This window comes from Aquabacterium sp., assembly GCF_050725395.1.
Taxonomy (GTDB): Bacteria; Pseudomonadota; Gammaproteobacteria; order Burkholderiales; family Burkholderiaceae_C; genus Aquabacterium.
Genome location: NZ_JBOHHL010000050.1, coordinates 1 through 19,247 on the forward strand (window position 1 = coordinate 1; position 19,247 = coordinate 19,247).

General features: G+C 64.6%; 14 protein-coding genes. 6 read left to right on the forward strand and 8 right to left on the reverse strand.

Annotated features, from left to right (window positions below):
- The 3 genes from ACREB4_RS19525 to ACREB4_RS19535 all read right to left on the reverse strand — a co-directional run.
- Positions 1 to 601 (reverse strand): tetrahydrofolate dehydrogenase/cyclohydrolase catalytic domain-containing protein (locus tag ACREB4_RS19525; protein ID WP_431589917.1); only part of this gene is annotated, 601 nt, incomplete at its 3' end.
- Between the two features lie 109 nt (positions 602 to 710).
- A complete protein-coding gene (locus ACREB4_RS19530) occupies positions 711 to 1,355 on the reverse strand; it encodes a response regulator transcription factor (protein WP_300546252.1) in 645 nt (214 codons plus the stop codon).
- A complete protein-coding gene (locus tag ACREB4_RS19535) occupies positions 1,352 to 3,934 on the reverse strand; it encodes a PAS domain S-box protein (protein ID WP_431589918.1) in 2,583 nt (860 codons plus the stop codon). The genes ACREB4_RS19530 and ACREB4_RS19535 overlap by 4 nt, the downstream gene beginning before the upstream one ends.
- Positions 3,935 to 4,093: 159 nt before the next feature.
- On the opposite strand from ACREB4_RS19535, the gene aceE reads away from it, so the two are divergent.
- From aceE to ACREB4_RS19565, 6 genes are all read left to right on the forward strand, one after another.
- Positions 4,094 to 6,793 (forward strand): pyruvate dehydrogenase (acetyl-transferring), homodimeric type, encoded by a 2,700-nt coding sequence (aceE, locus tag ACREB4_RS19540; protein WP_431589919.1) that lies wholly within the window; start codon positions 4,094 to 4,096, stop codon positions 6,791 to 6,793.
- 20 nt (positions 6,794 to 6,813) lie between these two features.
- Positions 6,814 to 8,187 (forward strand): dihydrolipoyllysine-residue acetyltransferase, encoded by a 1,374-nt coding sequence (gene aceF / locus ACREB4_RS19545; RefSeq protein WP_431589920.1) that lies wholly within the window; start codon positions 6,814 to 6,816, stop codon positions 8,185 to 8,187.
- Positions 8,188 to 8,203: 16 nt separating this feature from the next.
- The gene (gene lpdA / locus ACREB4_RS19550; protein ID WP_431589921.1) at positions 8,204 to 10,078 is read left to right on the forward strand and encodes a dihydrolipoyl dehydrogenase; all 1,875 of its coding nucleotides are present in this window, start codon (positions 8,204 to 8,206) and stop codon (positions 10,076 to 10,078) included.
- Between the two features lie 64 nt (positions 10,079 to 10,142).
- Positions 10,143 to 10,286 carry a hypothetical protein gene (locus ACREB4_RS19555; RefSeq protein WP_431589922.1) on the forward strand — a complete coding sequence of 48 codons (144 nt, stop codon included), beginning with the start codon at positions 10,143 to 10,145 and terminating at the stop codon, positions 10,284 to 10,286.
- Between the two features lie 57 nt (positions 10,287 to 10,343).
- Complete coding sequence (locus tag ACREB4_RS19560; RefSeq protein ID WP_431589923.1) at positions 10,344 to 10,772, forward strand: MbcA/ParS/Xre antitoxin family protein; 429 nt, start codon at positions 10,344 to 10,346, stop codon at positions 10,770 to 10,772.
- Positions 10,769 to 11,455, forward strand: a complete 687-nt coding sequence (locus ACREB4_RS19565; protein ID WP_431589924.1) for an RES family NAD+ phosphorylase — start codon at positions 10,769 to 10,771, stop codon at positions 11,453 to 11,455. The genes ACREB4_RS19560 and ACREB4_RS19565 overlap by 4 nt, the downstream gene beginning before the upstream one ends.
- An 8-nt stretch (positions 11,456 to 11,463) precedes the next feature.
- Here ACREB4_RS19565 and ACREB4_RS19570 read toward each other — a convergent pair whose 3' ends face one another.
- The 5 genes from ACREB4_RS19570 to leuA form a co-directional block, all read right to left on the reverse strand.
- Positions 11,464 to 14,625: an error-prone DNA polymerase gene (locus tag ACREB4_RS19570; RefSeq protein ID WP_431589925.1), complete on the reverse strand. Its 3,162-nt coding sequence runs from the start codon at positions 14,623 to 14,625 to the stop codon at positions 11,464 to 11,466.
- Positions 14,622 to 15,989, reverse strand: a complete 1,368-nt coding sequence (locus ACREB4_RS19575; protein WP_431589926.1) for a Y-family DNA polymerase — start codon at positions 15,987 to 15,989, stop codon at positions 14,622 to 14,624. Before ACREB4_RS19575 ends, ACREB4_RS19570 begins: the two co-directional genes overlap by 4 nt.
- A 6-nt stretch (positions 15,990 to 15,995) precedes the next feature.
- Complete coding sequence (gene imuA / locus ACREB4_RS19580; RefSeq protein ID WP_431589927.1) at positions 15,996 to 16,703, reverse strand: translesion DNA synthesis-associated protein ImuA; 708 nt, start codon at positions 16,701 to 16,703, stop codon at positions 15,996 to 15,998.
- 73 nt (positions 16,704 to 16,776) lie between these two features.
- Positions 16,777 to 17,247 (reverse strand): hypothetical protein, encoded by a 471-nt coding sequence (locus ACREB4_RS19585; protein ID WP_431589928.1) that lies wholly within the window; start codon positions 17,245 to 17,247, stop codon positions 16,777 to 16,779.
- 16 nt (positions 17,248 to 17,263) lie between these two features.
- Positions 17,264 to 18,928, reverse strand: a complete 1,665-nt coding sequence (leuA, locus tag ACREB4_RS19590) for a 2-isopropylmalate synthase (RefSeq protein ID WP_431589929.1) — start codon at positions 18,926 to 18,928, stop codon at positions 17,264 to 17,266.
- Positions 18,929 to 19,247: the final 319 nt, after the last annotated feature.

Genomic DNA, 19,247 nt, shown 5'->3' on the forward strand with positions numbered 1-19,247 from the left:
GCCGCGTGTGGTAGGCCAGATCCGGTGTTGCACTGTGGCAGATGGTGACGGTGGCGCTGGATTGCAAGAGCATCATGGCCATGGGCTTGCCCACGATGTTGCTGCGGCCGATGACCACGGCGTGCTTGCCGCGCAGGTCATAGCCGATGGATTCGAGCATCTTCATGCAGCCGTAGGGCGTGCAGGCCTTGAAGCCTGGTTCGCCCACCATCAGCGCGCCGGCGCTGGCCACGTGGAAGCCATCCACGTCTTTCAGGGGTGAGATGGATTCGATGACCTTGTGGTCGTCGATGTGCTTGGGCAGGGGCAATTGCACCAGGATGCCGTGGATGGACGGGTCGTTGTTCAGCGCCTCGACACGGGCCAGCAGTTCGGCCTCGGTCATGGTGGCGGGGTATTTTTCAAGCACCGAATGCAGGCCGGCATCCTGGCAAGCTTTGACCTTGTTGCGCACGTAGACCTGGCTGGCGGGGTTTTCTCCGACCAGGATCACCGCCAGGCCCGGGGTGATGCCTTTTTCGGTGAGCTTGGCGGCGCGAACGGCCACTTCGGCGCGGAGTTGCTTGGAGAGGGCATTGCCGTCGATCAGTTGTGCGGTCATGGGGCGGGCTGCAAATTCAGTCAAAAATGGGGCGAAAGAACGAAAAAGGCCGCACGGGGGCGGCCTTGTTGCGCGCGAGAGGAGGTGGAACCCTCCCGCAGGCCTTGCATCAGGGTTTGGCGGGCGCGTTGGCCGGCTGGCCGCTGGCGCCCAGGGCGATCTTGAGCAGGTCGGCCACGGTGTTGGCGTTGAGCTTTTCCATCACATTGGCGCGGTGGGCTTCCACCGTCTTGATGCTGATGCCCAGGTCGTCGGCGATCTGCTTGTTCAGGCGGCCGGCGACGATGCGCTCCAGCACCTGGGCTTCACGCGTGGTCAGGCGCGACAGCAGGGCTTCGCGGCTGGCGGCCTCTTGCGAGCTGGAGAAGGCGGTGCGGGCTTCGTCGAGCATGCGCTCGACCAGGGCCACCAGGGCGTCTTCCTTGAAGGGCTTTTCGATGAAGTCCATCGCGCCTTTTTTCATGGTGTTCACGGCCATGGGCACGTCGCCGTGGCCGGTGATGAACACGATGGGGAGGGGCGATTTGCGCTCGAGGAGCTTGTCTTGAAGTTCCAGGCCGCTCATGCCATCCATGCGGATGTCGGCGATCAGGCAGGCCACTTCGCGGGGGTCGAACCGGGCCAGGAAGGATTCGGCCGAGTCGAAGCACCGCACCCGGTAGTCCTTGCCTTCGAGCAGCCATTGCAGCGAATCGCGCACGGCCTCGTCGTCATCGACCACATACACAGTGCCTTTTTTGGGGATCAGACTCATGGGTTATCGGCTAGCAAGTCGTTGGAGGGAGGGGTGACCGAATCGGAGAAATCCGAGGCACCACTGCTGTCGACCGGGAGGGTGAAAGTGAACTTGCACCCCATCACCGTGGGACCATTGTAGATGTTCTCGGCGCCAATGCGACCGTGGTGTGACTCGATGATGGATCGGCACAGGCTCAGGCCGATGCCCAGGCCCTCGGCCTTGGAGGAATGGAAGGCTTCGAACAGGCGGCTGCTCATTTCTTCCTTCATGCCGGGACCGGCGTCGGTGACGACGAATTCCACGACCTCGCCCTGGTCTTCGGTTTTTCGCAATTGAACGCGCAGGTCGACGTGGCGGCGCGACTGTGGCATTTGCGCCGAATCGATGGCCTCGGCCGCGTTCTTGAGCAGGTTCAGCAGCACCTGTTCGATCAGGATGGGGTCGACCATCAGCATGGGCAAGCGCTGGGCGATGGTGCTATTGAGGGTGACGCGGCGGCGGCGCATCTCGAATCCGGCCAGTTCGAGCACGGCTTCGATGATGTCGCGGGCCCGGGCGGGCTGGCGTTGCGGCTCGCTGCGTTTCACGAACTGGCGGATGCGGTGGATGATCTGGCCGGCGCGTTGGGCCTGGCGAGAGGTTTTCTCCAGCGCCTCGATCAGGCCCTCGTTGGCGATGCTGCCTGATTTAATGCGGCTGACCATGCCGCTGCAGTAATTGGAAATGGCGGCCAAGGGCTGGTTCAGCTCGTGCGCCACGGTGGAGGCCATTTCGCCCATGGTGATCAAGCGGCTGGTGAACTGGGCTTTTTCGGCCTGGCGGGCGGCGGCTTCCTCGCCCTGGCGGCGGGCGGTGATGTCGGTCGCGATCAGCATCTGCGCCAGGTGGCCGTCGGTCCACTGGATGTAACGGGCGCGCACGTCGAACCACTTCTGGGCCGATTCCATGTAGATGTCGCGGGCGTCGACCCCGGCGGCGGTCAGCTCTTGGGTGGGGAGGTTGCCGAAGTTGTCGACCGACTCGTCGCCATCGGCCAGGTCGGCCAGGTCGAATTCGCCGCCGGTCAGCTCGGCGTGGGCGCCGGGGTTGGCACCGAACCACAGCCGGTAGGAGCGGTTGGCGAACAGCAACTCGCCGCGTTGCACGGAGACCACGGACACGGCCGCGTCCAGGCCTTCCAGCACGGTGGTGAAGCGCTCGTGCGCCGCGGTGAGCTGGTCGCGCACGCGCTTGGCCTCGGTGATGTTGGTGACCGAGGTCATCCAGCCCGTCTGGTTGCCCTGCGAATCGATCAAGGGCGAGACGTACATGCGGGCGTCGAACTGGCTCAGGTCGCGGCGCTGCATGACCACCTCGACGCCGCCGGTCGGGCTGCGGCCCAACAGCTCCTGCTGGAACATCCGGTTGAACTCGTCCAGCCGGTCCTTGGGCCAATAGGGGTAGGGCGGCACGCAGCCGATCAGTTCTTCTTCCGCGAAACCGGTCATGGCGCAGAAGGCGGGGTTCACGTAGGTGATGCGCCCTTCGAGGTCGATGGTGCGCATGCCGGTGAGCATGGAGTTTTCCATCGCCCGGCGGAAATTGGTTTCCTGCACCAGCGTTTTCTGGATCTGGGCGCGGCGGCGCATGTGGCGCAGGGTGCCCACCAGCGTCCACACGGTCAAGGCCGAGAGGGCGACGACCATCCAGAACAAGGTGTTGCCGACCAGGTTGGTGGAGGTGCGGAAACCCATCCCACGCAGGATCAATCCGTTGCCCACAGGGGTGACGATGACTTCGTGCACGAAGGTGGGCTTGGCGGAGCCCTCGGTGGACGCATTGACCGTGCTGGTCAGCACTTCGCCCGCCGCCTGGACCAGGCTCATGGCGTGGCGGCTGGCCACCTCGCGCGGCACCATGTACCGCATCAGCGCTTCCAGCGAGTATTCGGCCGACAGGGTGCCAATGAAGCCGGTGCTGTCGATCAAGGGCACCTGGATCTGGATGACGCGCACCGCCAGGCCATTGATGTAGGGCTGGGAATAGACCGGCTGGCTGCGTTCCTTGGCCAGCTTGAAGGCGCTTTGGGGCGCCTCGACGCCACGCAACGGGTCGTAGGCCGACATGTTGGTGTAGGGATCGAGGTTCAGGCCCTGCGGTGCCGGCAGGTACAGGTTCATGGCCGAATGGGCGGCCTTGACGGTCTCATCCGCCTGCGACCAGGCCACGCTGATGACCTCGGGGCGGGCCCGGACGAAGTCGCTGGCCTGCTGCATGAACTGCTCGGAGTTCACGGCCTTGATGCTGATCTCGCGCGCCAGCCGCAGCAGCTGCTCCTGGCTTTCGATCATCCGCATGCGGATCTGTTGCTGTACGACCTCGGTGTCGCGTTTCACCGACTCCTGTTCGCGCTCGAGTTCTTCGTTGCGCAGGTACCAGAAGGCCGCGATGATGGCGGCCAGGAACAACAGCACCGAGACCAGCGGCCCCAGAGTCGCGTAGCGGTCCTGCTGATTGGGCGACTGCCTGCGCCACCATTGCCAGAAGAAGCGATTGGAGTTGCCCGCCCCGGGCGAGCGGGACTTGGCGGTGGACAGTGATGAGCGCGACGACATCCCGCGATTATCGTGTGGTCTCCCACAATCGACGTACCGCTTGAGAACGGGTGCAATCCCGATTCAATTCCAGCGTTAAGGATTCACTCTAATCACCCCGTTCATTCAGGGGATAGCTGATACTCGTGACACTGGTACATACCAACGGAGACTTAGCTTATGTCTGCTGCCGATGCGCTGCCGTCTGCTTCCATGGATCTGGACCCCGAAGAGACGCGCGAATGGCTTGATGCCCTGTCCGGCGTCATCGAAACCGAAGGCCGTGGCCGGGCCCACGACCTGCTCGAACAACTCCTGGGCCATGCCCGCCAAGCCGGCATCGACCTGCCGTTCTCGGCCAACACGGCCTACGTCAACACCATTGGCGTGCAGGACGAGGCCCAGTTCCCGGGCAACATGGAAATCGAAGAGCGCCTGCGCGCCTTCATGCGCTGGAACGCCCTGGCCATGGTGGTGCGCGCCAACCGCCACGAGCCGGAAGACGGCGGTGACCTGGGTGGGCACATCTCGTCCTTCGCCTCGCTGGCGACCATGCTGGGCTGCGGCTTCAACCACTTCTGGCACGCCGAGCACGAGGGCCATGGCGGCGACCTGCTGTACATCCAGGGCCACTCGGCGCCGGGCATCTACGCCCGTGCCTTCATGGAAGGGCGCATCACCGAAGACCAGTTGATCAACTTCCGGCAGGAGGTGGGTGGCAAGGGCTTGTCGAGCTACCCACACCCCAAGCTGATGCCCGAGTTCTGGCAGTTCCCCACCGTGTCGATGGGGCTGGGGCCGATCATGGCCATCTACCAGGCGCGCTTCCTGAAGTACCTGCACGCCCGTGGCATCGCCGACACCTCGAACCGCAAGGTCTGGGTGTTCTGCGGCGATGGCGAGATGGACGAACCCGAATCGCTGGGCGCCATCGGCCTGGCCTCGCGCGAAAAGCTCGACAACCTCATCTTCGTCGTCAACTGCAACTTGCAACGCCTGGACGGCCCGGTGCGTGGCAACGGCAAGATCGTGCAAGAGCTGGAAGGCGAGTTCCGCGGCGCCGGCTGGAACGTGATCAAGCTGCTGTGGGGCGGCTACTGGGATCCGCTCTTGGCGCGCGACAAGGAAGGCCTGCTGCGCAAGGTCATGATGGACATGGTCGATGGCGACTACCAGGCCTGCAAGGCCAACGATGGCGCCTTTGTGCGGCAGCATTTCTTCGGCCGCAATCCCAAAGTGGCCGAGATGGTGGCCAAGATGTCCGACGACGACATCTGGCGCCTGAACCGTGGCGGCCACGATCCGCAAAAAGTGTATGCCGCCTACCACGCCGCCGTGAACCACACCGGCCAGCCCACCGTGTTGCTGATCAAGACCGTCAAGGGTTTTGGCATGGGCAAGAGTGGTGAAGGCAAGAACACCGCGCACCAGACCAAGAAGCTGACCGAGTTGGACATCAAGACCTTCCGCGACCGCTTCAACATCCCCATCACCGACGAGGACCTGCCCAAGATCCCGTTCTACAAGCCGGCCGAACACACGCCGGAAATGGAATACCTGCATGCCCGTCGCAAAGCCCTGGGCGGCTACCTGCCTCAGCGCCGCGTCAAGGCCGACGAGCAGTTGATGGTGCCCGAGCTGTCGGCCTTCAAGACCGTGCTGGACGCCACTGCCGAGGGACGCGAGGTTTCGACCACGCAGGCCTTCGTGCGCTGCCTGACACCCTTGCTGCGCGATGCCCAGCTGGGACCGCGCGTGGTGCCCATCCTGGTGGACGAAGCCCGCACCTTCGGCATGGAAGGCCTGTTCCGGCAGATCGGCATCTATGCGCCGGAAGGCCAGAAGTACACCCCGGTCGACCGCGACCAGGTGAGCTATTACCGTGAAGACAAATCCGGCCAGATCCTGCAAGAGGGCATCAACGAAGCGGGGGGCATGAGTTCGTGGATCGCGGCGGCCACGTCGTACTCCACCAACAACCGGATCATGATCCCGTTCTACGTGTACTACTCGATGTTCGGGCTGCAGCGCGTGGGCGACTTGGCCTGGGCCGCGGGCGACATGCAGGCGCGCGGCTTCCTGCTGGGCGGCACCTCGGGCCGCACGACGCTGAATGGCGAAGGCCTGCAGCACGAAGACGGCCACAGCCAACTGGTGGCCTCGACCATCCCGAACTGCGTCAGCTACGACCCGACCTTCGCACATGAAGTGGCGGTGATCGTGCAGCATGGCTTGAAGCGCATGGTCGAGCAACAAGAAAACGTTTTCTACTACCTGACCCTGCTGAACGAAAACTACGCCCAGCCCGGTCTGCGCGAAGGCACCGAGGCCGAGATCATCAAGGGCATGTACCTGCTGCAGGAAGGCGCCAAGAAGACGCCGCGCGTGAACCTGCTGGGCTCGGGCTCGATCCTGCGCGAATCGGTGGCGGCGCGTGCGCTGCTGGAAGCCGACTGGGGCGTGGCCGCCAATGTCTGGAGCTGCCCGAGCTTCAACGAACTGGCCCGCGATGGCCAGGACACCGAACGCTGGAACCTGCTGCACCCGACCGAGACGCCGCGCGTGTCCTTCGTGGCGCAGCAACTGTCGCCGCACGCCGGCCCGGTCATTGCCTCGACCGACTACGTCAAGGCCTTCGCCGAGCAGATCCGTGCCCACATCCCCAAGGGCCGCACTTACAAGGTATTGGGCACCGATGGCTTTGGCCGCAGCGACTTCCGCTACCGCCTGCGCGAGCACTTCGAGGTGAACCGCCACTACATCGTGGTGGCCGCGCTCAAGGCCCTGTCGGAGGAGGGCAGCGTGCCCGTGGCGAAGGTGGCCGAGGCCATCGCGCGCTACAAGATCGACGCCGACAAGATCAACCCGCTCTACGCTTGATGCATGTGAGGCAGCACTGAATGGCACTCATCGAACTGAAAGTTCCCGACATCGGCGACACGGCTGATGCGGCCATCATTGAAATCCTGTTCAAGGTGGGCGACACGGTCAAGGCCGAGCAAAGCCTGATCACTTTGGAGTCGGACAAGGCCTCGATGGAGGTGCCGGCGGCGCAGGGTGGCGTGGTCAAGGAGGTCAAGGTCAAACTGGGCGACAAGGTCAGCGAGGGCGCTTTGATCGCCGTGCTGGAGTCGGCCGAGGCGGGCACCACGGCGCCATCTTCGGCACCAGGCGCGGCCGAGCCCGAATCGGCCCAAGTCGTGAAAGCACCCGTGCAGGCTGCCGAGTTGGCCGAGCCCGTCAAGGCATCGCCGCCCATGCCGGCCGCTGCGGCTGGGGATGCTGGAGGTGGTTCACGCGTTCCACCCACGGCCGCCTTGCCGCCGGTCGAACCACCCGCCCAGGATGGCCAACTGCCGCACGCTTCACCCTCGGTGCGCCGTTTCGCGCGCGAGTTGGGCGTGGCGTTGGGCAAGGTGAAAGGCTCCGGCCCCAAAGGGCGCATCACGCAGGCGGATGTGCAGGCCTTCGTCAAGTCCGCGCTGGCCCAAGGTTCGGCCCCCGCTTCGGCAGCGCCGGGGGCGCCATCCGATGGAGAAGGACTCAGCCTTCTGCCCTGGCCCAAGGTGGACTTCGCCAAATACGGCCCCATCGAGCGCCAGCCGCTGTCGCGCATCAAGAAGATTTCGGGCGCGAACCTGCACCGCAACTGGGTGCGCATTCCCCACGTCACCAACAACGAAGAGGCCGACATCACCGAGCTGGAAGCCTTGCGCGTCAAGCTCAATGAAGAGCACGCCAAGACGGGCCCGAAGTTCACGATGCTGGCCTTCTTGATCAAGGCCTGCGCGGTGGCGCTCAAGAAGTTTCCGCAGTTCAATGCCTCGCTGGACGGCGATGACCTGGTGCTCAAGCAGTACGTGCACATCGGCTTTGCCGCCGACACGCCCAATGGCCTGGTGGTGCCCGTGATCCGCGACGCCGACACCAAGGGACTGTCGCAGTTGGCCGCTGAAACCGCTGCGCTGGCGGCGAAGGCGCGCGAAGGCAAGCTCTCGCCGGCCGACATGCAGGGCGGCACCTTCTCGATCTCGTCGTTGGGCGGCTTCGGGGGCACGACCTTCACGCCCATCATCAATGCGCCCGAGGTGGCCATCCTGGGGGTGTGCAGGGCCGCCATGAAGCCGGTGTGGAACGGCGAATCGTTCGACCCGCGCCTGATCATCCCGCTCAGCTTGAGCTATGACCACCGCGTGATCGATGGTGCCTCCGCCGCCCGCTTCAACGCCTTCCTGGCCACCTTGCTGGCCGATTTCCGCCGCGCACTTCTTTGATTTTTAAATTGACACCATGGCCTTGATCGACATCCCCGTGCCCGACATCGGCGACATCGCCGATGCGGCGGTCATTGAAATCCTGGTCAAGGCGGGTGACACCGTCAAGGCCGAACAGAGCCTGATCACGCTGGAGTCCGACAAGGCCTCCATGGAAGTGCCATCGCCGCAGGCGGGGGTGGTGGGCGAGATCAAGGTGAAGCTGGGTGATCGGATCGGTCAGGGCGCGGTGATCCTGACGCTGGACGCGGCTGGGCAGGATGCGGCCGTGGCGCCAACAACCGCGCCTTCCGCCGCGCCTGTCACTGCTTCTGACGCAGCACCGACCTCCGCCGCATCGTCAATGGCGGCTCAACCACCGACAGCGTCGCCGCCTCAGCCCGGCCCCGCCCACAAGGGCGCCAACCAGGAGCCTGACAGCGCCGATTGCGATGTGCTGGTGCTGGGCGGCGGCCCGGGCGGCTACAGCGCGGCTTTCCGCGCGGCCGACCTGGGCCTGAAAGTCATCCTGGTCGAACGCTATGCCGAACTCGGTGGCGTGTGCCTGAACGTGGGCTGCATTCCTTCCAAGGCTTTGCTGCACGTGGCGGCCGTCATGGAAGAGGTCAAGCATTTCGATGCGCTGGGCGTCAGCTTTGGCCAGCCCCAATTGGACCTCGACAAACTGCGCGCCCACAAGTCCAAGGTCACCGGCAAGCTGACCACAGGACTGGTCGGCATGGCCAAGGCGCGCAAGGTCACGGTCGTGCGCGGGTATGGCAGCTTCATGGACGACCGCCACATCCAGGTTGAGTTGACCACGGGCGCCGGGCAAGCCAAATCTGGCGAAACGAAAACACTCAGCTTCAAGCGCTGCATCATCGCGGCCGGATCTCAGTCTGTGCGCCTGCCCTTCATGCCGGATGATGCGCGCGTGGTGGACTCGACCGGCGCCTTGACCCTGCCATCCGTGCCCCGCAAGATGCTGGTGATCGGCGGCGGCATCATCGGCCTGGAAATGGGCACGGTCTATTCGACCTTGGGCGCCACCATCGACGTGGTCGAGATGAGCGACACCCTGATGCCTGGCGCCGACCGCGACCTGGTCAAGGTCTGGGAAAAGCACAACACCAAACGCTTCGGCCGCCTCATGCTGGGCACCAAGACGGTGGCGGCCGAGGCCACGGCCGATGGCATCCGCGTGAGCTTCGAATCGGCCAAGCCCGGTGCCGAGGCGCCCGCGGCTGAAACTTACGACCTGGTTCTTCAGGCGGTGGGACGCAGCCCCAATGGCCGCAAGATTGGCGCCGATCTGGCGGGCGTCACCGTCAATGAGCGGGGCTTCATCCCAGTCGACCTTCAGCAACGCACCAATGTGCCGCACATCTTCGCGATCGGTGACATCGTGGGTCAGCCCATGTTGGCGCACAAGGCCACGCACGAGGGGCATGTGGCCGCCGAGGTGGCCGCCGGCGAATTGAAAAACAACATGGCTTTGTCCCGCTCGGCCTTCGACGCGCGCGTCATCCCCAGCGTGGCCTACACCGATCCCGAGATCGCCTGGGTGGGGCTGACCGAAGACCAGGCCAAGGCGCAAGGCAAGGCGATCAAGAAGGGGTTGTTCCCCTGGGCCGCGTCCGGGCGGGCCTTGACCAACGACCGAGCCGAAGGCTTCACCAAATTGCTGTTCGATGCCGAAACCCACCTGATCCTGGGCGGCGGCATCGTGGGCACCAACGCCGGCGACCTGATCAGTGAAGTGGCCCTGGCCATCGAGATGGGCGCGGACGAGGTCGACATCGGCAAGACCATCCATCCCCACCCCACCTTGGGCGAAAGCATCGGACTGGCGGCCGAAGCCGCCCATGGCACTTGCACTGATTTGATGCCATCCCGTCGGCCTTCGGCCTGATTCGTGAAAAGGGCCGCTACCATGGCGGCTTGCCCCCCAGGGGTCCATCACCGAGGAGTCCAACATGGCCAAAGGTCAGCAACGCAGTGGCAAGGAAGCCAAGAAACCCAAGCAGGACAAGACGCCTGCCAAGCCGCTGTCGCCTGGCGCGGTGTCGCCCACCGTCACCACCGTGGTGCCAGCCCGGGGCAAGCTGAAAAACGCCTGAATCAGCACGCTTGGTTCGAATCTGGACTTTTGAATTTCAATTGTCTAGAATTGAGCCATGAGTGCTGCACTGCATCGTTCCGCTGAAACCGCCACGCCGCCAGCGCCTTCTGCCCAGCAGATGAGCGCTGCCGGCTTGCGGGCATTTGCCCGCATCGCCGAGGCCTGGGGCCTGAACACCGATGAACAACTGCGGCTGTTGGGCGAGCCGGCACGTTCCACTTTCTTCGCCTGGCGAAAATCACCCGAGGTGGCCCGCGTGCCCCGCGACACGCTGGAGCGCTTGTCCAACCTCCTGGGCATCTATAAATCCCTTCAGATCCTGCTGCCCGACCCGCAGGCGGCGGATGCCTGGGTGCGGCAGCCCAACACAGCCGAGTTGTTCGGTGGCCGCTCGGCGCTGGACCGCATGCTGGCGGGCAATGTCAGCGACCTGAACCTGGTGCGGCGCTACCTGGACTCGGTCCGCGGCGGCGGCTGGGCATGACCGAGGCGGCGCCCGAAGTCCGGCGCGTGCGCTGGCAGCCGGCCTATCGCATCGTGCCCACGCGCTATCCCACGGTCTACTTGTTCGACCGGGTGGCCGAGGCGGACGACTTCGATGCCTTGTACGCACTGGAGTCGCTCACCAACGAGCGCATCCGCGATGAAGTCGGCCAGATCGAACTGGTCCCGCCCCAGGACCGCACGGTCGGACCAGGATCGGGGCCCGTCATGGCCGCGTTCACGCACCTGAACCCCGAAGGCAGCCGTTTTTCGGATGGCAGCTATGGTGTGTTCTACGCCGCGCACGACAAGGACACCGCCGTGGCGGAGACCCAGTACCACCATGCGCGTTTCCTGGCCGCCACCAAACAGCCCCCCATGCCATTGCCGATGCGCCTGTATGCCGTGCGGGTGAGCGCGCAATTGCATGATCTGCGTCCGCTCGACCCTGAAGGGCGGGGCGTTCACGCGGCCAGCAGCTATGCCGCTTCCCAAGCGCTGGGCAAGGACCTGCGCCAGAAGGGTTCGGCTGGGGTGGTGTACCGAAGTGTTCGTCAGCCGGGTGGTGAATGCGTTGGACTTTTCAAGCCCAAGGGCGCCAGCCAGTGCGTGCATGCCGCGCACCTGCTGTACGTCTGGAATGGCGAGTCTTTCGCCGATGTCTATGAAAAACTGGGGGAGTGATCTTCAGGTCAATGGAAATCCCGGCTTTCGGTGGCCAGCCTGCCCAGCAGGGGCGTGAGGTTGCGCAGGTGGTGGGCGATGAGGTGACGCACATCCCCTTCGCATTGCCACACCCCATGAACGGCCAGCAGGCGTGAGTGCAGCAGTTCCTGGCGTTGACGGTCCCTCAACCGCTTCCAGACCACGACGTTGACGGTGCCGGTTTCGTCTTCCAGGGTGACGAAGACCACGCCACCGGCCGTGGGAGGCTGCTGCCGGACGGTGACGATGCCGCAGGCGCGGGTGCGCGCGCCGTGGGGCAGGTCGCGCAGCGCCTGGGCCGACAGCAGGCCTTGCTGATCGAGCCTGGTGCGCAACAAGGCCAACGGGTGCCGGCGCAGGGTGAGTCCCAGCGAGGCGTAGTCAAAGACGATTTCTTCGCCCTCGGGGGCGCAGGGCAGGGTGAGCAGGTCTTCATGGACCGGGGCCTCTCGCAGCAAGACTGGCGCCCGGTGCAGGGCGGAAGCCTCCCAGACCTGCTGGCGGCGGTGGCCGGCCAGGCTGATGAGCGCATCGGCGGCAGCCAGGTGGCGCATGTCGGACTGGTCGAGCCTGGCACGGCGCGACAGCTCTTCAACGTTCTTGAATGGGCCTGTTTGCCGGGCTTCGACGATGCGTTGGGCGGCATCCGATGACAGGCCACTGATCATCGACAGGCCAAGGCGCACCGAGGGCTGGCGGCTCAGGTCGGTGAGGTCGACCAAGGTGCACGCCAATTCGCTGTGAACCACATCGGGCTGCAAAACGGTCACGCCATGGCGGGTGGCGTCCTGCACCAGTTGGCTGGGCGAGTAGAAGCCCAGCGGCTGCGCATTGAGCAAGGCGGCCAGGAAGATGGCGGGTTCATGGCACTTGATCCAGGCGCTGATGTAGACCAGCAGGGCGAAGCTGGCCGAGTGCGACTCGGGGAAACCGTAGGCGCCGAAGCCTTGGATCTGCTGGTAGATGCGGTCGGCGAATTCGGGAGGGTAGTTGTTGGCCTCCATGCCCTTCTTGATTTTTTCCTGGAACTTGTTGACGCTGCCGTGGCGCTTCCACGAGGCCATTGATCGGCGTAACTCATCAGCCTCACCTGCGGAAAACTTGGCCGCGATCATGACAACCTGCATGACTTGCTCTTGGAAGATGGGGATGCCCAGCGTGCGGCCCAGCGCCTCTTCCAGCTCAGGAAAGCATTCGTACTTTTTGGGGCGCTCTTTTCTGCGCTCCAAATAAGGATTGACCATGCCACCCTGGATGGGGCCCGGCCTGACCAGTGCAACCTCCACCACCAGGTCATAGAACGTGCGGGGTTTCAGTTGCGGCAGCATGTTCATCTGCGCGCGGCTCTCGATCTGGAACACGCCGATGGTGTCGGCTTGGCAGATCATGTCGAAGGTGGCTTCATCCTTGTCGGGGATGTCCTGCATGGTGAAGACCCGGCCTTGCCGCACGCCGATGAAATCCAGCGCCCGGCGGATGGCCGACAGCATGCCCAGCGCCAGCACATCGACTTTGAGCATGCGCAGGGCGTCCAGGTCATCCTTGTCCCACTGGATGACCGAACGTTTGGGCATGGTCGCGTTCTCGACCGGGACCATGCGGGACAGCGCATCCTTGGCGATCACGAAACCCCCTGTGTGCTGGCTGAGGTGCCGGGGAAAGCCGATCAGGATGCAGGTCAACTCCTGCCATTGCAGGATGCGTCGTTCATTCGGGTCCAGGCCCAGTTGCAACAGGCGCTCGGGATCCAGCCCTTGGCCGTCCCACCATTGGTGGTTCTCGGCGGCACATTCGATCACCTCCGTGGGCAGGCCCAGCGCCTTGCCCACGTCGCGCAGGGCGCTTCGAGTGCGGTAGGTGATGACCGTGGCCGTGAGGGCCGTGCGGTGTCGGCCATATTTGTCATACAGGTACTGGATGACTTCCTCGCGGCGCTGGTGCTCGAAATCCACGTCGATGTCGGGCGGCTCGTTGCGCTCGCGCGAGATAAAGCGTTCGAACAGGACGGTGTTGCGCTCGGGGTCGATCTCGGTGATGCCCAGGCAATAGCAAACGGTGGAGTTGGCCGCGCTGCCGCGGCCCTGGCACAGGATGTTCTGGCTGCGGGCGAACCGCACGATGTCGTGGACGGTGAGGAAGTATTTTTCGAAATGGAGCTCGCTGATCAGCGCCAATTCCTTGTCGATCTGCTCTTGCACCTTGCGCGGAATACCCTGGCGAAAGCGGCCTTGTGCTCCCTCCTGAGTCAGGCGGCGCAGGTAGGTGGCAGGATCTTCTCCATCTGGAACGATTTCCTCGGGGTACTCGTAGCTCAGTTCGTCCAGGCTGAAGCTGCATTCTTTGACCACATCTTGCGTGGCGGCCAGCAGATCGGCCGGGTAACGTTGCGCCAGCCTCAGTCGGCTGCGCAAATGCTGTTCGCCATGGCTTTGCAGTTGCAGGCCGCAGTCGGGCAGGGGCTTGCCCAGTCGCGTGGCGGTCAGCACATCCTGCAGCGGCTTGCGGGACCGCACATGCATGTGCACATCGCCGCTGGCCAGCAGGGGCACGCCGCTTTGCTGGCCCACGCTGCGCAGGCGTTTCAGCCACCAGGCATCGTCCAGCGCGTTGAGCAGTTCGACCGCGATCCAGCATCGGCCTGTGAAGTGTCCTTGCAGCCATTGAGCGTGCTGCCTCAACTGCGGCAGGGGCGTGCTGCGGTGGGGCAGCATCAGCACCAGGCAGTCTTCCAGGCTGAAGGATGCCAGGTCTTGCAGCGTGAGCGGGCCGATGTCCTTGCCGGGCGTGGCGCAGCGCAGCCGGGTGATCAATTCGCAGACGCGGGCGTAGCCTTCGCGTTTGCAGGCCAGCACCACCAGCTTGAAATCAGGCTCGGCCTGCACGGTGAATTCGCTGCCGATGATCAGTTTGAAATCGGGAAACGCCTCACCTTGTTCTTTGGCTTCCTGGCGCGCTTCGCGCAAGGCCAGGTGCGCGCGCACCACACCGGCCACCGAGCATTCATCGGTCAGGGCCAGGCCTGTGTAGCCCAGGGCCAGTGCGCGGTCGACCAACTCGCCAGGGTGGGAGGCGCCCCGCAGGAAGCTGAAATTGGACACGCAGTGCAGCTCGGCGTAAGCCGGCAGATCCACGGACCAGGTGGTTGTCATGAAAAAATGCCGTGCAGGAACAGGGGGCTGGATTGGTTTTCCTGCACGTGCCGCTCACGGAAGACCCACAAGAGCCCGGCTTGGTCGTTGTGCGCCAGGTAGTAGTCGCGGGCCACGCTTTGCCCATCCCACCAGCCGGACTCGACCCGGTGCGGGCCGGCCAGCAACTGCAGGGGGTGAAGGTTCAGGGCTTGCGGTTCGGCCAGCAGCCAAGCGGGTTGCGGATGGTCTGCCGTGGCCTGGCTTGAAGCGGAAGCGGCGGGCGCCCCCGTGGCCCCGGGCAACTGGTCCACGGCGGGCACCCAGCGTTGGGTGTGCTCGATTCGGTGGTCGGCTTGCACCACCGCCTGCTTGACGTGGTCCTTGCCCAGCCGAGCCGAGAGCCGGTCAAGCAGCGTGGACAGGGCCTCGCGTTGCTGGCGTTGAGCCGCGGGCGATGCCAGCGCGTCTGGCCCCGTCCCCAGGCTCAAGGTGTTGTGCTCCTGGAAAAGGCAATCGCTGTCGATGGTGAGGGCTTCGACTTCGTCGACGTGCAGGCTCAGGTCGCCGACTGGGCCGCCCAGGCTGGTGCGGCTCAGGTGCTCGGCCAGCAGACGGTGCAGGCGATCGAGGTTGCGCGACGCCTCGGACAGTCGCATCACCAGTTCACCTTGCCGAGCTGCGTCGCGGCGGTGGTAATCGAGCTGCCAGCGCAAGGTGAGGGTCCGCACTCCGCTGTGGAGGCCCGCCAGCCACGCGCACAACTGCTGCAACAGGCGCCTGGCGGCAAACACCAGCGAGGCCGCGTTGTCCACCCGTCCGGGCAGTTCCAGCCGGGCATCGAAGCGGGGTGGCAATTGCACCCACTCGAAAGCTTCGGGCTTGAGGCCCTGGGCCTGGTCCAGCGCCAGCAGCAAGGCGGCACCGAAACGACGGCTCATGCCATGCCGAGGCAAGCGGCGGACATCGCCCAGGGTTTGGCAACCCAGCCTGGACAAGGTGGCCGCGTGGGCCTGCACCGCGCTGATGGTGGACAACGGCAGTTGGTCCAAGCGGTTGCCGCTTCGGGTGCGGCCATGGCGGGCCCGGGCCAGGGTGGCCAGGGCGGTGGGGCCACAGGCCCAGCGCGTCCAACCCAGGCTGGCGGCGCCTTGCACCACCTGGCGTTTCAGGTTTTGCGAGCCGCCGAACAAGCGTTGGCTGGCCTGCACTTCCATGACCACGCCTTCGTCCAGCAAGGCCACGCGGGGCGTGAACTGCAAGGCCCACCAGGCAAGCGCCAAGGCATCCAGGGACTGGTCTTCGGCGGGCAGTGGCGAGTCGGCTTCACCGTCTGATGAAGACGATGGGGCCTCTCCTGGCAACAGGGCGATCCAGAGCAGCATGAGGCATCACCACGGGGCGCAGCCCTGCATCGGCATGGCCCGCTGAACCAGCGGTGCCAGCCCGGTGGGCCAATGCGGCACCTCGACGATCCGGTCCAGCAGGGGGCCGCGTCGTTTCAGGATGTTCACCCGCAAAGGCGGCGGAAGCTTGGGCGGGTGCCCGCTCACGCTGACTTCAAGCCGCAGCGGTGCGGCCGAGGCCTCGGTGCGCGCGGCCAGGCGCCTGAACACGAAAGCCAGGGCAGGGTGCTGCATGGCACAGGCCTGCAAGCGCCGAAGTTGGTCGGACCGCACCTGCGGCAACCAGGCCAGGACTGCGCTGACGCTGCGGGCTTTCAAGGCCTGCTCAGTGGCCCACAGGGCATCAAGGGGAGTGAGGGTCTCGATCCAGACCAGGCGGTCTTCTCGCAGACCTTCACGACGCAGCGATGGCAGGTGCGGGCCATGGGGCGGGTTGACCAGCAACACGGTGCCACCTTGCGCCACCAACTGCGCCAGCCCCGGCGACAGCAAACGCCACTCCGCGTGCACGCCCGGGGCTTGCAGCACCTCGGTCAGGGCCTGGCACGGCCAGCCACCGCCCGGCAGTTCGGCGTCCAGCGCCGTGTGGCCCGACGACAGGACCGGTGCGCGCTGCCCACCCAAGGCATCGCCACGCCACACCGTCTGGGCGATGTGGTCGGGCAGGACCGGAGAAATGTGGGCAAGCGACATGAGCGGTATAAATACTGTTTATTTGTACAGTATCGTACCGCAGCTTCAAACCGCCGTGTTGAGAAAAATGAGGTCAGCCGGGTTTTTTGAAATCGTCTTCGACCCAGGCCGTGGCGCGGGCCGCGTTCAGCTTGAAATCCGCCTTCACACGCACCTGGGCCACTTCCTCGCCGGCCGAGTCGTGGGCGGCCAGCAAAGCATGCGGCTCGTACTCGTCGGCCACGATGTCCAGCGTCACGCGCCAGGTTTCGCCCGACACATTGACCACCACTTCCTTGTGCAAGGTTGCGTGCAACTGCTGCTCGTGGCGGCGGATGACCTCGGAGGCGGTCTTGACCAGGGTGTTGAAGGCCGCCGTGTCCAGCGGCTTGGGATTTTTCTTGTCCCGCCCCATGGTCCAGGGGCCGACCAGCGCGGGTTCGGGTTCGCCGTCCTTCAACATCTCGACGGCCCACCCGTCGTCATCGTTGTTCTTGATGACGCGGGCAGTCCAGCCGTTGTCGGACCACAGGCGGGCTTCTTTCACAGGAGTCGTTTCAGTCATCCGCCGATCTTACGTCTCAAGCCCGGTGCAGCCGGTTGACCGCCTGCACCAGGGCGTGCAAGGACGCGGTGACCAAATTGGGATGCCAGCCCGCCCCATGCACGCTGCCTGCCACGCCGGGGCCGCCCAATTCAACCCAGGCCAGGGCCGAGGCGTCGGAGCCTTGCCCGGTGGCATGCTCTTCATAACCTTGCAATTGCACGCCCGGCGGCAAGTCGCATGATTGCAAGGCGTGCCAAGCCGCGTCCAGCGGGCCATTGCCCTGGCCGACCACCTGCCGAGCCTGCCCATGCACCTTCATCGACAGGCTCACGCGGGTGATGCCTTCATGTTCTTCGATCTGCTGGCCGATCAATTCGAACGGGGCGGTGCGCTCCAAGTATTCGGCGCGGAACAAATCCCACAAGATGCCGGCCGTCATTTCACGGCCGGTCTCGTCGGCCACGCGCTGCACCACGCTGCTGAACTCGATCTGTGCACGGCGTGGCAAGACCAAACCATAGCCCGACTCCAGCAAATAGGTGATCCCGCCTTTGCCCGACTGGCTGTTGACCCGCACCACCGCCTCGTAGTTGCCGCCGACATCGGCCGGATCGATGGGCAAATAAGGCACGGCCCAGACAGCCTGGCCCGCTTGGGCCGCCATGCCCTTGCGGATCGCGTCCTGGTGCGAGCCCGAGAAGGCGGTGAACACCAGGTCGCCCGCATAGGGATGGCGTGGGTGCACCGGCAGCGAGATGCATTGCTCGACCTCGCGGGCCACGGCCTGCAAATTCGAAAAATCGAGTTCCGGGTTCACGCCCTGGCTGTAGAGGTTGAGCGCCAAGGTCACCAAGTCCACATTGCCGGTGCGCTCGCCATTGCCGAACAAGCAGCCTTCAACCCGCTGTGCGCCGGCCATCAAGGCCAACTCGGCCGCGGCCACGGCGGTGCCGCGGTCGTTGTGCGGGTGCACGCTGAGCACGATCGAATCACGCTTGGCCAAATGGCGGTGCATCCATTCGATCTGATCGGCGTAGACATTGGGCGTGGCCGCTTCGACCGTGGCCGGCAAGTTGATGATGGCGGGGCACTGGGGCGTCGGCTGCCACACCTCGGTGACCGCGTTGCAGACCTCCAGGGCGAAGTCCAGTTCGGTCGTGCTGAAGGTTTCGGGGCTGTACTGCAAGGTCCATTGCGTGTCGGGGTGCTCGTCGGCCAACTGCTTGATCAGGCGGGCGCTGTTCACCGCCAGTTGGCGCACCTCGGTCTGGCTCATGTTGAAGACCCATTGGCGCCAAGCCGGGGCCGTCGCGTTGTAGAGGTGGACGATGGCGCGCGGTGCGCCCTTGAGCGCTTCGAAAGTGCGGCGGATCAGGTCTTCGCGGGCCTGGGTGATGACCTCGATGGTGACGTCGTCGGGGATGTGGCCATCGTCGATCAAGGTGCGCACCAGGTCGAAGTCGGTTTGCGAGGCGGCCGGAAAAGCGACTTCGATTTCCTTGAAACCGATCTGGACCAGGGTCTTGAAAAGGCGCAATTTGGTGGCGCCATCCATGGGCTCGAACAAGGCCTGGTTGCCATCGCGCAGGTCGGTGCTCATCCATGCAGGGGGCTTTGTCAGGCGTTGCTGCGGCCAGGTGCGGTCCGGCAAGTCGACGGTGGGGGCGGGGCGGTACTTCTGGGAGGGGTTTTTCAACATGGACATGGCGCGGTCTTTCTTCGGTGTCTGGGTGGTGATGCGGGCGTGGCCAAGGCATGCAGGCAGACCGACGGCCACGGCATCGTGGTCGGGCCACCGGTGCTTAGTCGCAGGGACAGGAAGAGGAAGGTCGATGAGTTCATGAAAAAAACGCCATTCAGAAACGAAAAAGCCAGCTCGGAAGCTGGCTGGAAGGGTGTGTCGGGCGTCAGAACGGTTGAAAAGTGGTCAATCCGATTTGACGAGCACGCGCGAACCCACGCCAGCCAGGATGGCTAGCGATAGCAGGGTCAGGGCGATCAGTGACAAGTTCATGCCG

Coding starts and splice junctions, on each gene's coding strand:
- aceE (WP_431589919.1), top strand. CDS start 4,094: ATGTCTGCTGCCGATGCGCTGCCGTCTGCTTCCATGGATCTGGACCCC.
- ACREB4_RS19570 (WP_431589925.1), bottom strand. CDS start 14,625: ATGACAACCACCTGGTCCGTGGATCTGCCGGCTTACGCCGAGCTGCAC.
- lpdA (WP_431589921.1), top strand. CDS start 8,204: ATGGCCTTGATCGACATCCCCGTGCCCGACATCGGCGACATCGCCGAT.
- ACREB4_RS19565 (WP_431589924.1), top strand. CDS start 10,769: ATGACCGAGGCGGCGCCCGAAGTCCGGCGCGTGCGCTGGCAGCCGGCC.
- imuA (WP_431589927.1), bottom strand. CDS start 16,703: ATGTCGCTTGCCCACATTTCTCCGGTCCTGCCCGACCACATCGCCCAG.
- ACREB4_RS19535 (WP_431589918.1), bottom strand. CDS start 3,934: ATGTCGTCGCGCTCATCACTGTCCACCGCCAAGTCCCGCTCGCCCGGG.
- ACREB4_RS19530 (WP_300546252.1), bottom strand. CDS start 1,355: ATGAGTCTGATCCCCAAAAAAGGCACTGTGTATGTGGTCGATGACGAC.
- ACREB4_RS19555 (WP_431589922.1), top strand. CDS start 10,143: ATGGCCAAAGGTCAGCAACGCAGTGGCAAGGAAGCCAAGAAACCCAAG.
- ACREB4_RS19560 (WP_431589923.1), top strand. CDS start 10,344: ATGAGTGCTGCACTGCATCGTTCCGCTGAAACCGCCACGCCGCCAGCG.
- aceF (WP_431589920.1), top strand. CDS start 6,814: ATGGCACTCATCGAACTGAAAGTTCCCGACATCGGCGACACGGCTGAT.
- ACREB4_RS19585 (WP_431589928.1), bottom strand. CDS start 17,247: ATGACTGAAACGACTCCTGTGAAAGAAGCCCGCCTGTGGTCCGACAAC.
- ACREB4_RS19575 (WP_431589926.1), bottom strand. CDS start 15,989: ATGCTGCTCTGGATCGCCCTGTTGCCAGGAGAGGCCCCATCGTCTTCA.
- leuA (WP_431589929.1), bottom strand. CDS start 18,928: ATGTTGAAAAACCCCTCCCAGAAGTACCGCCCCGCCCCCACCGTCGAC.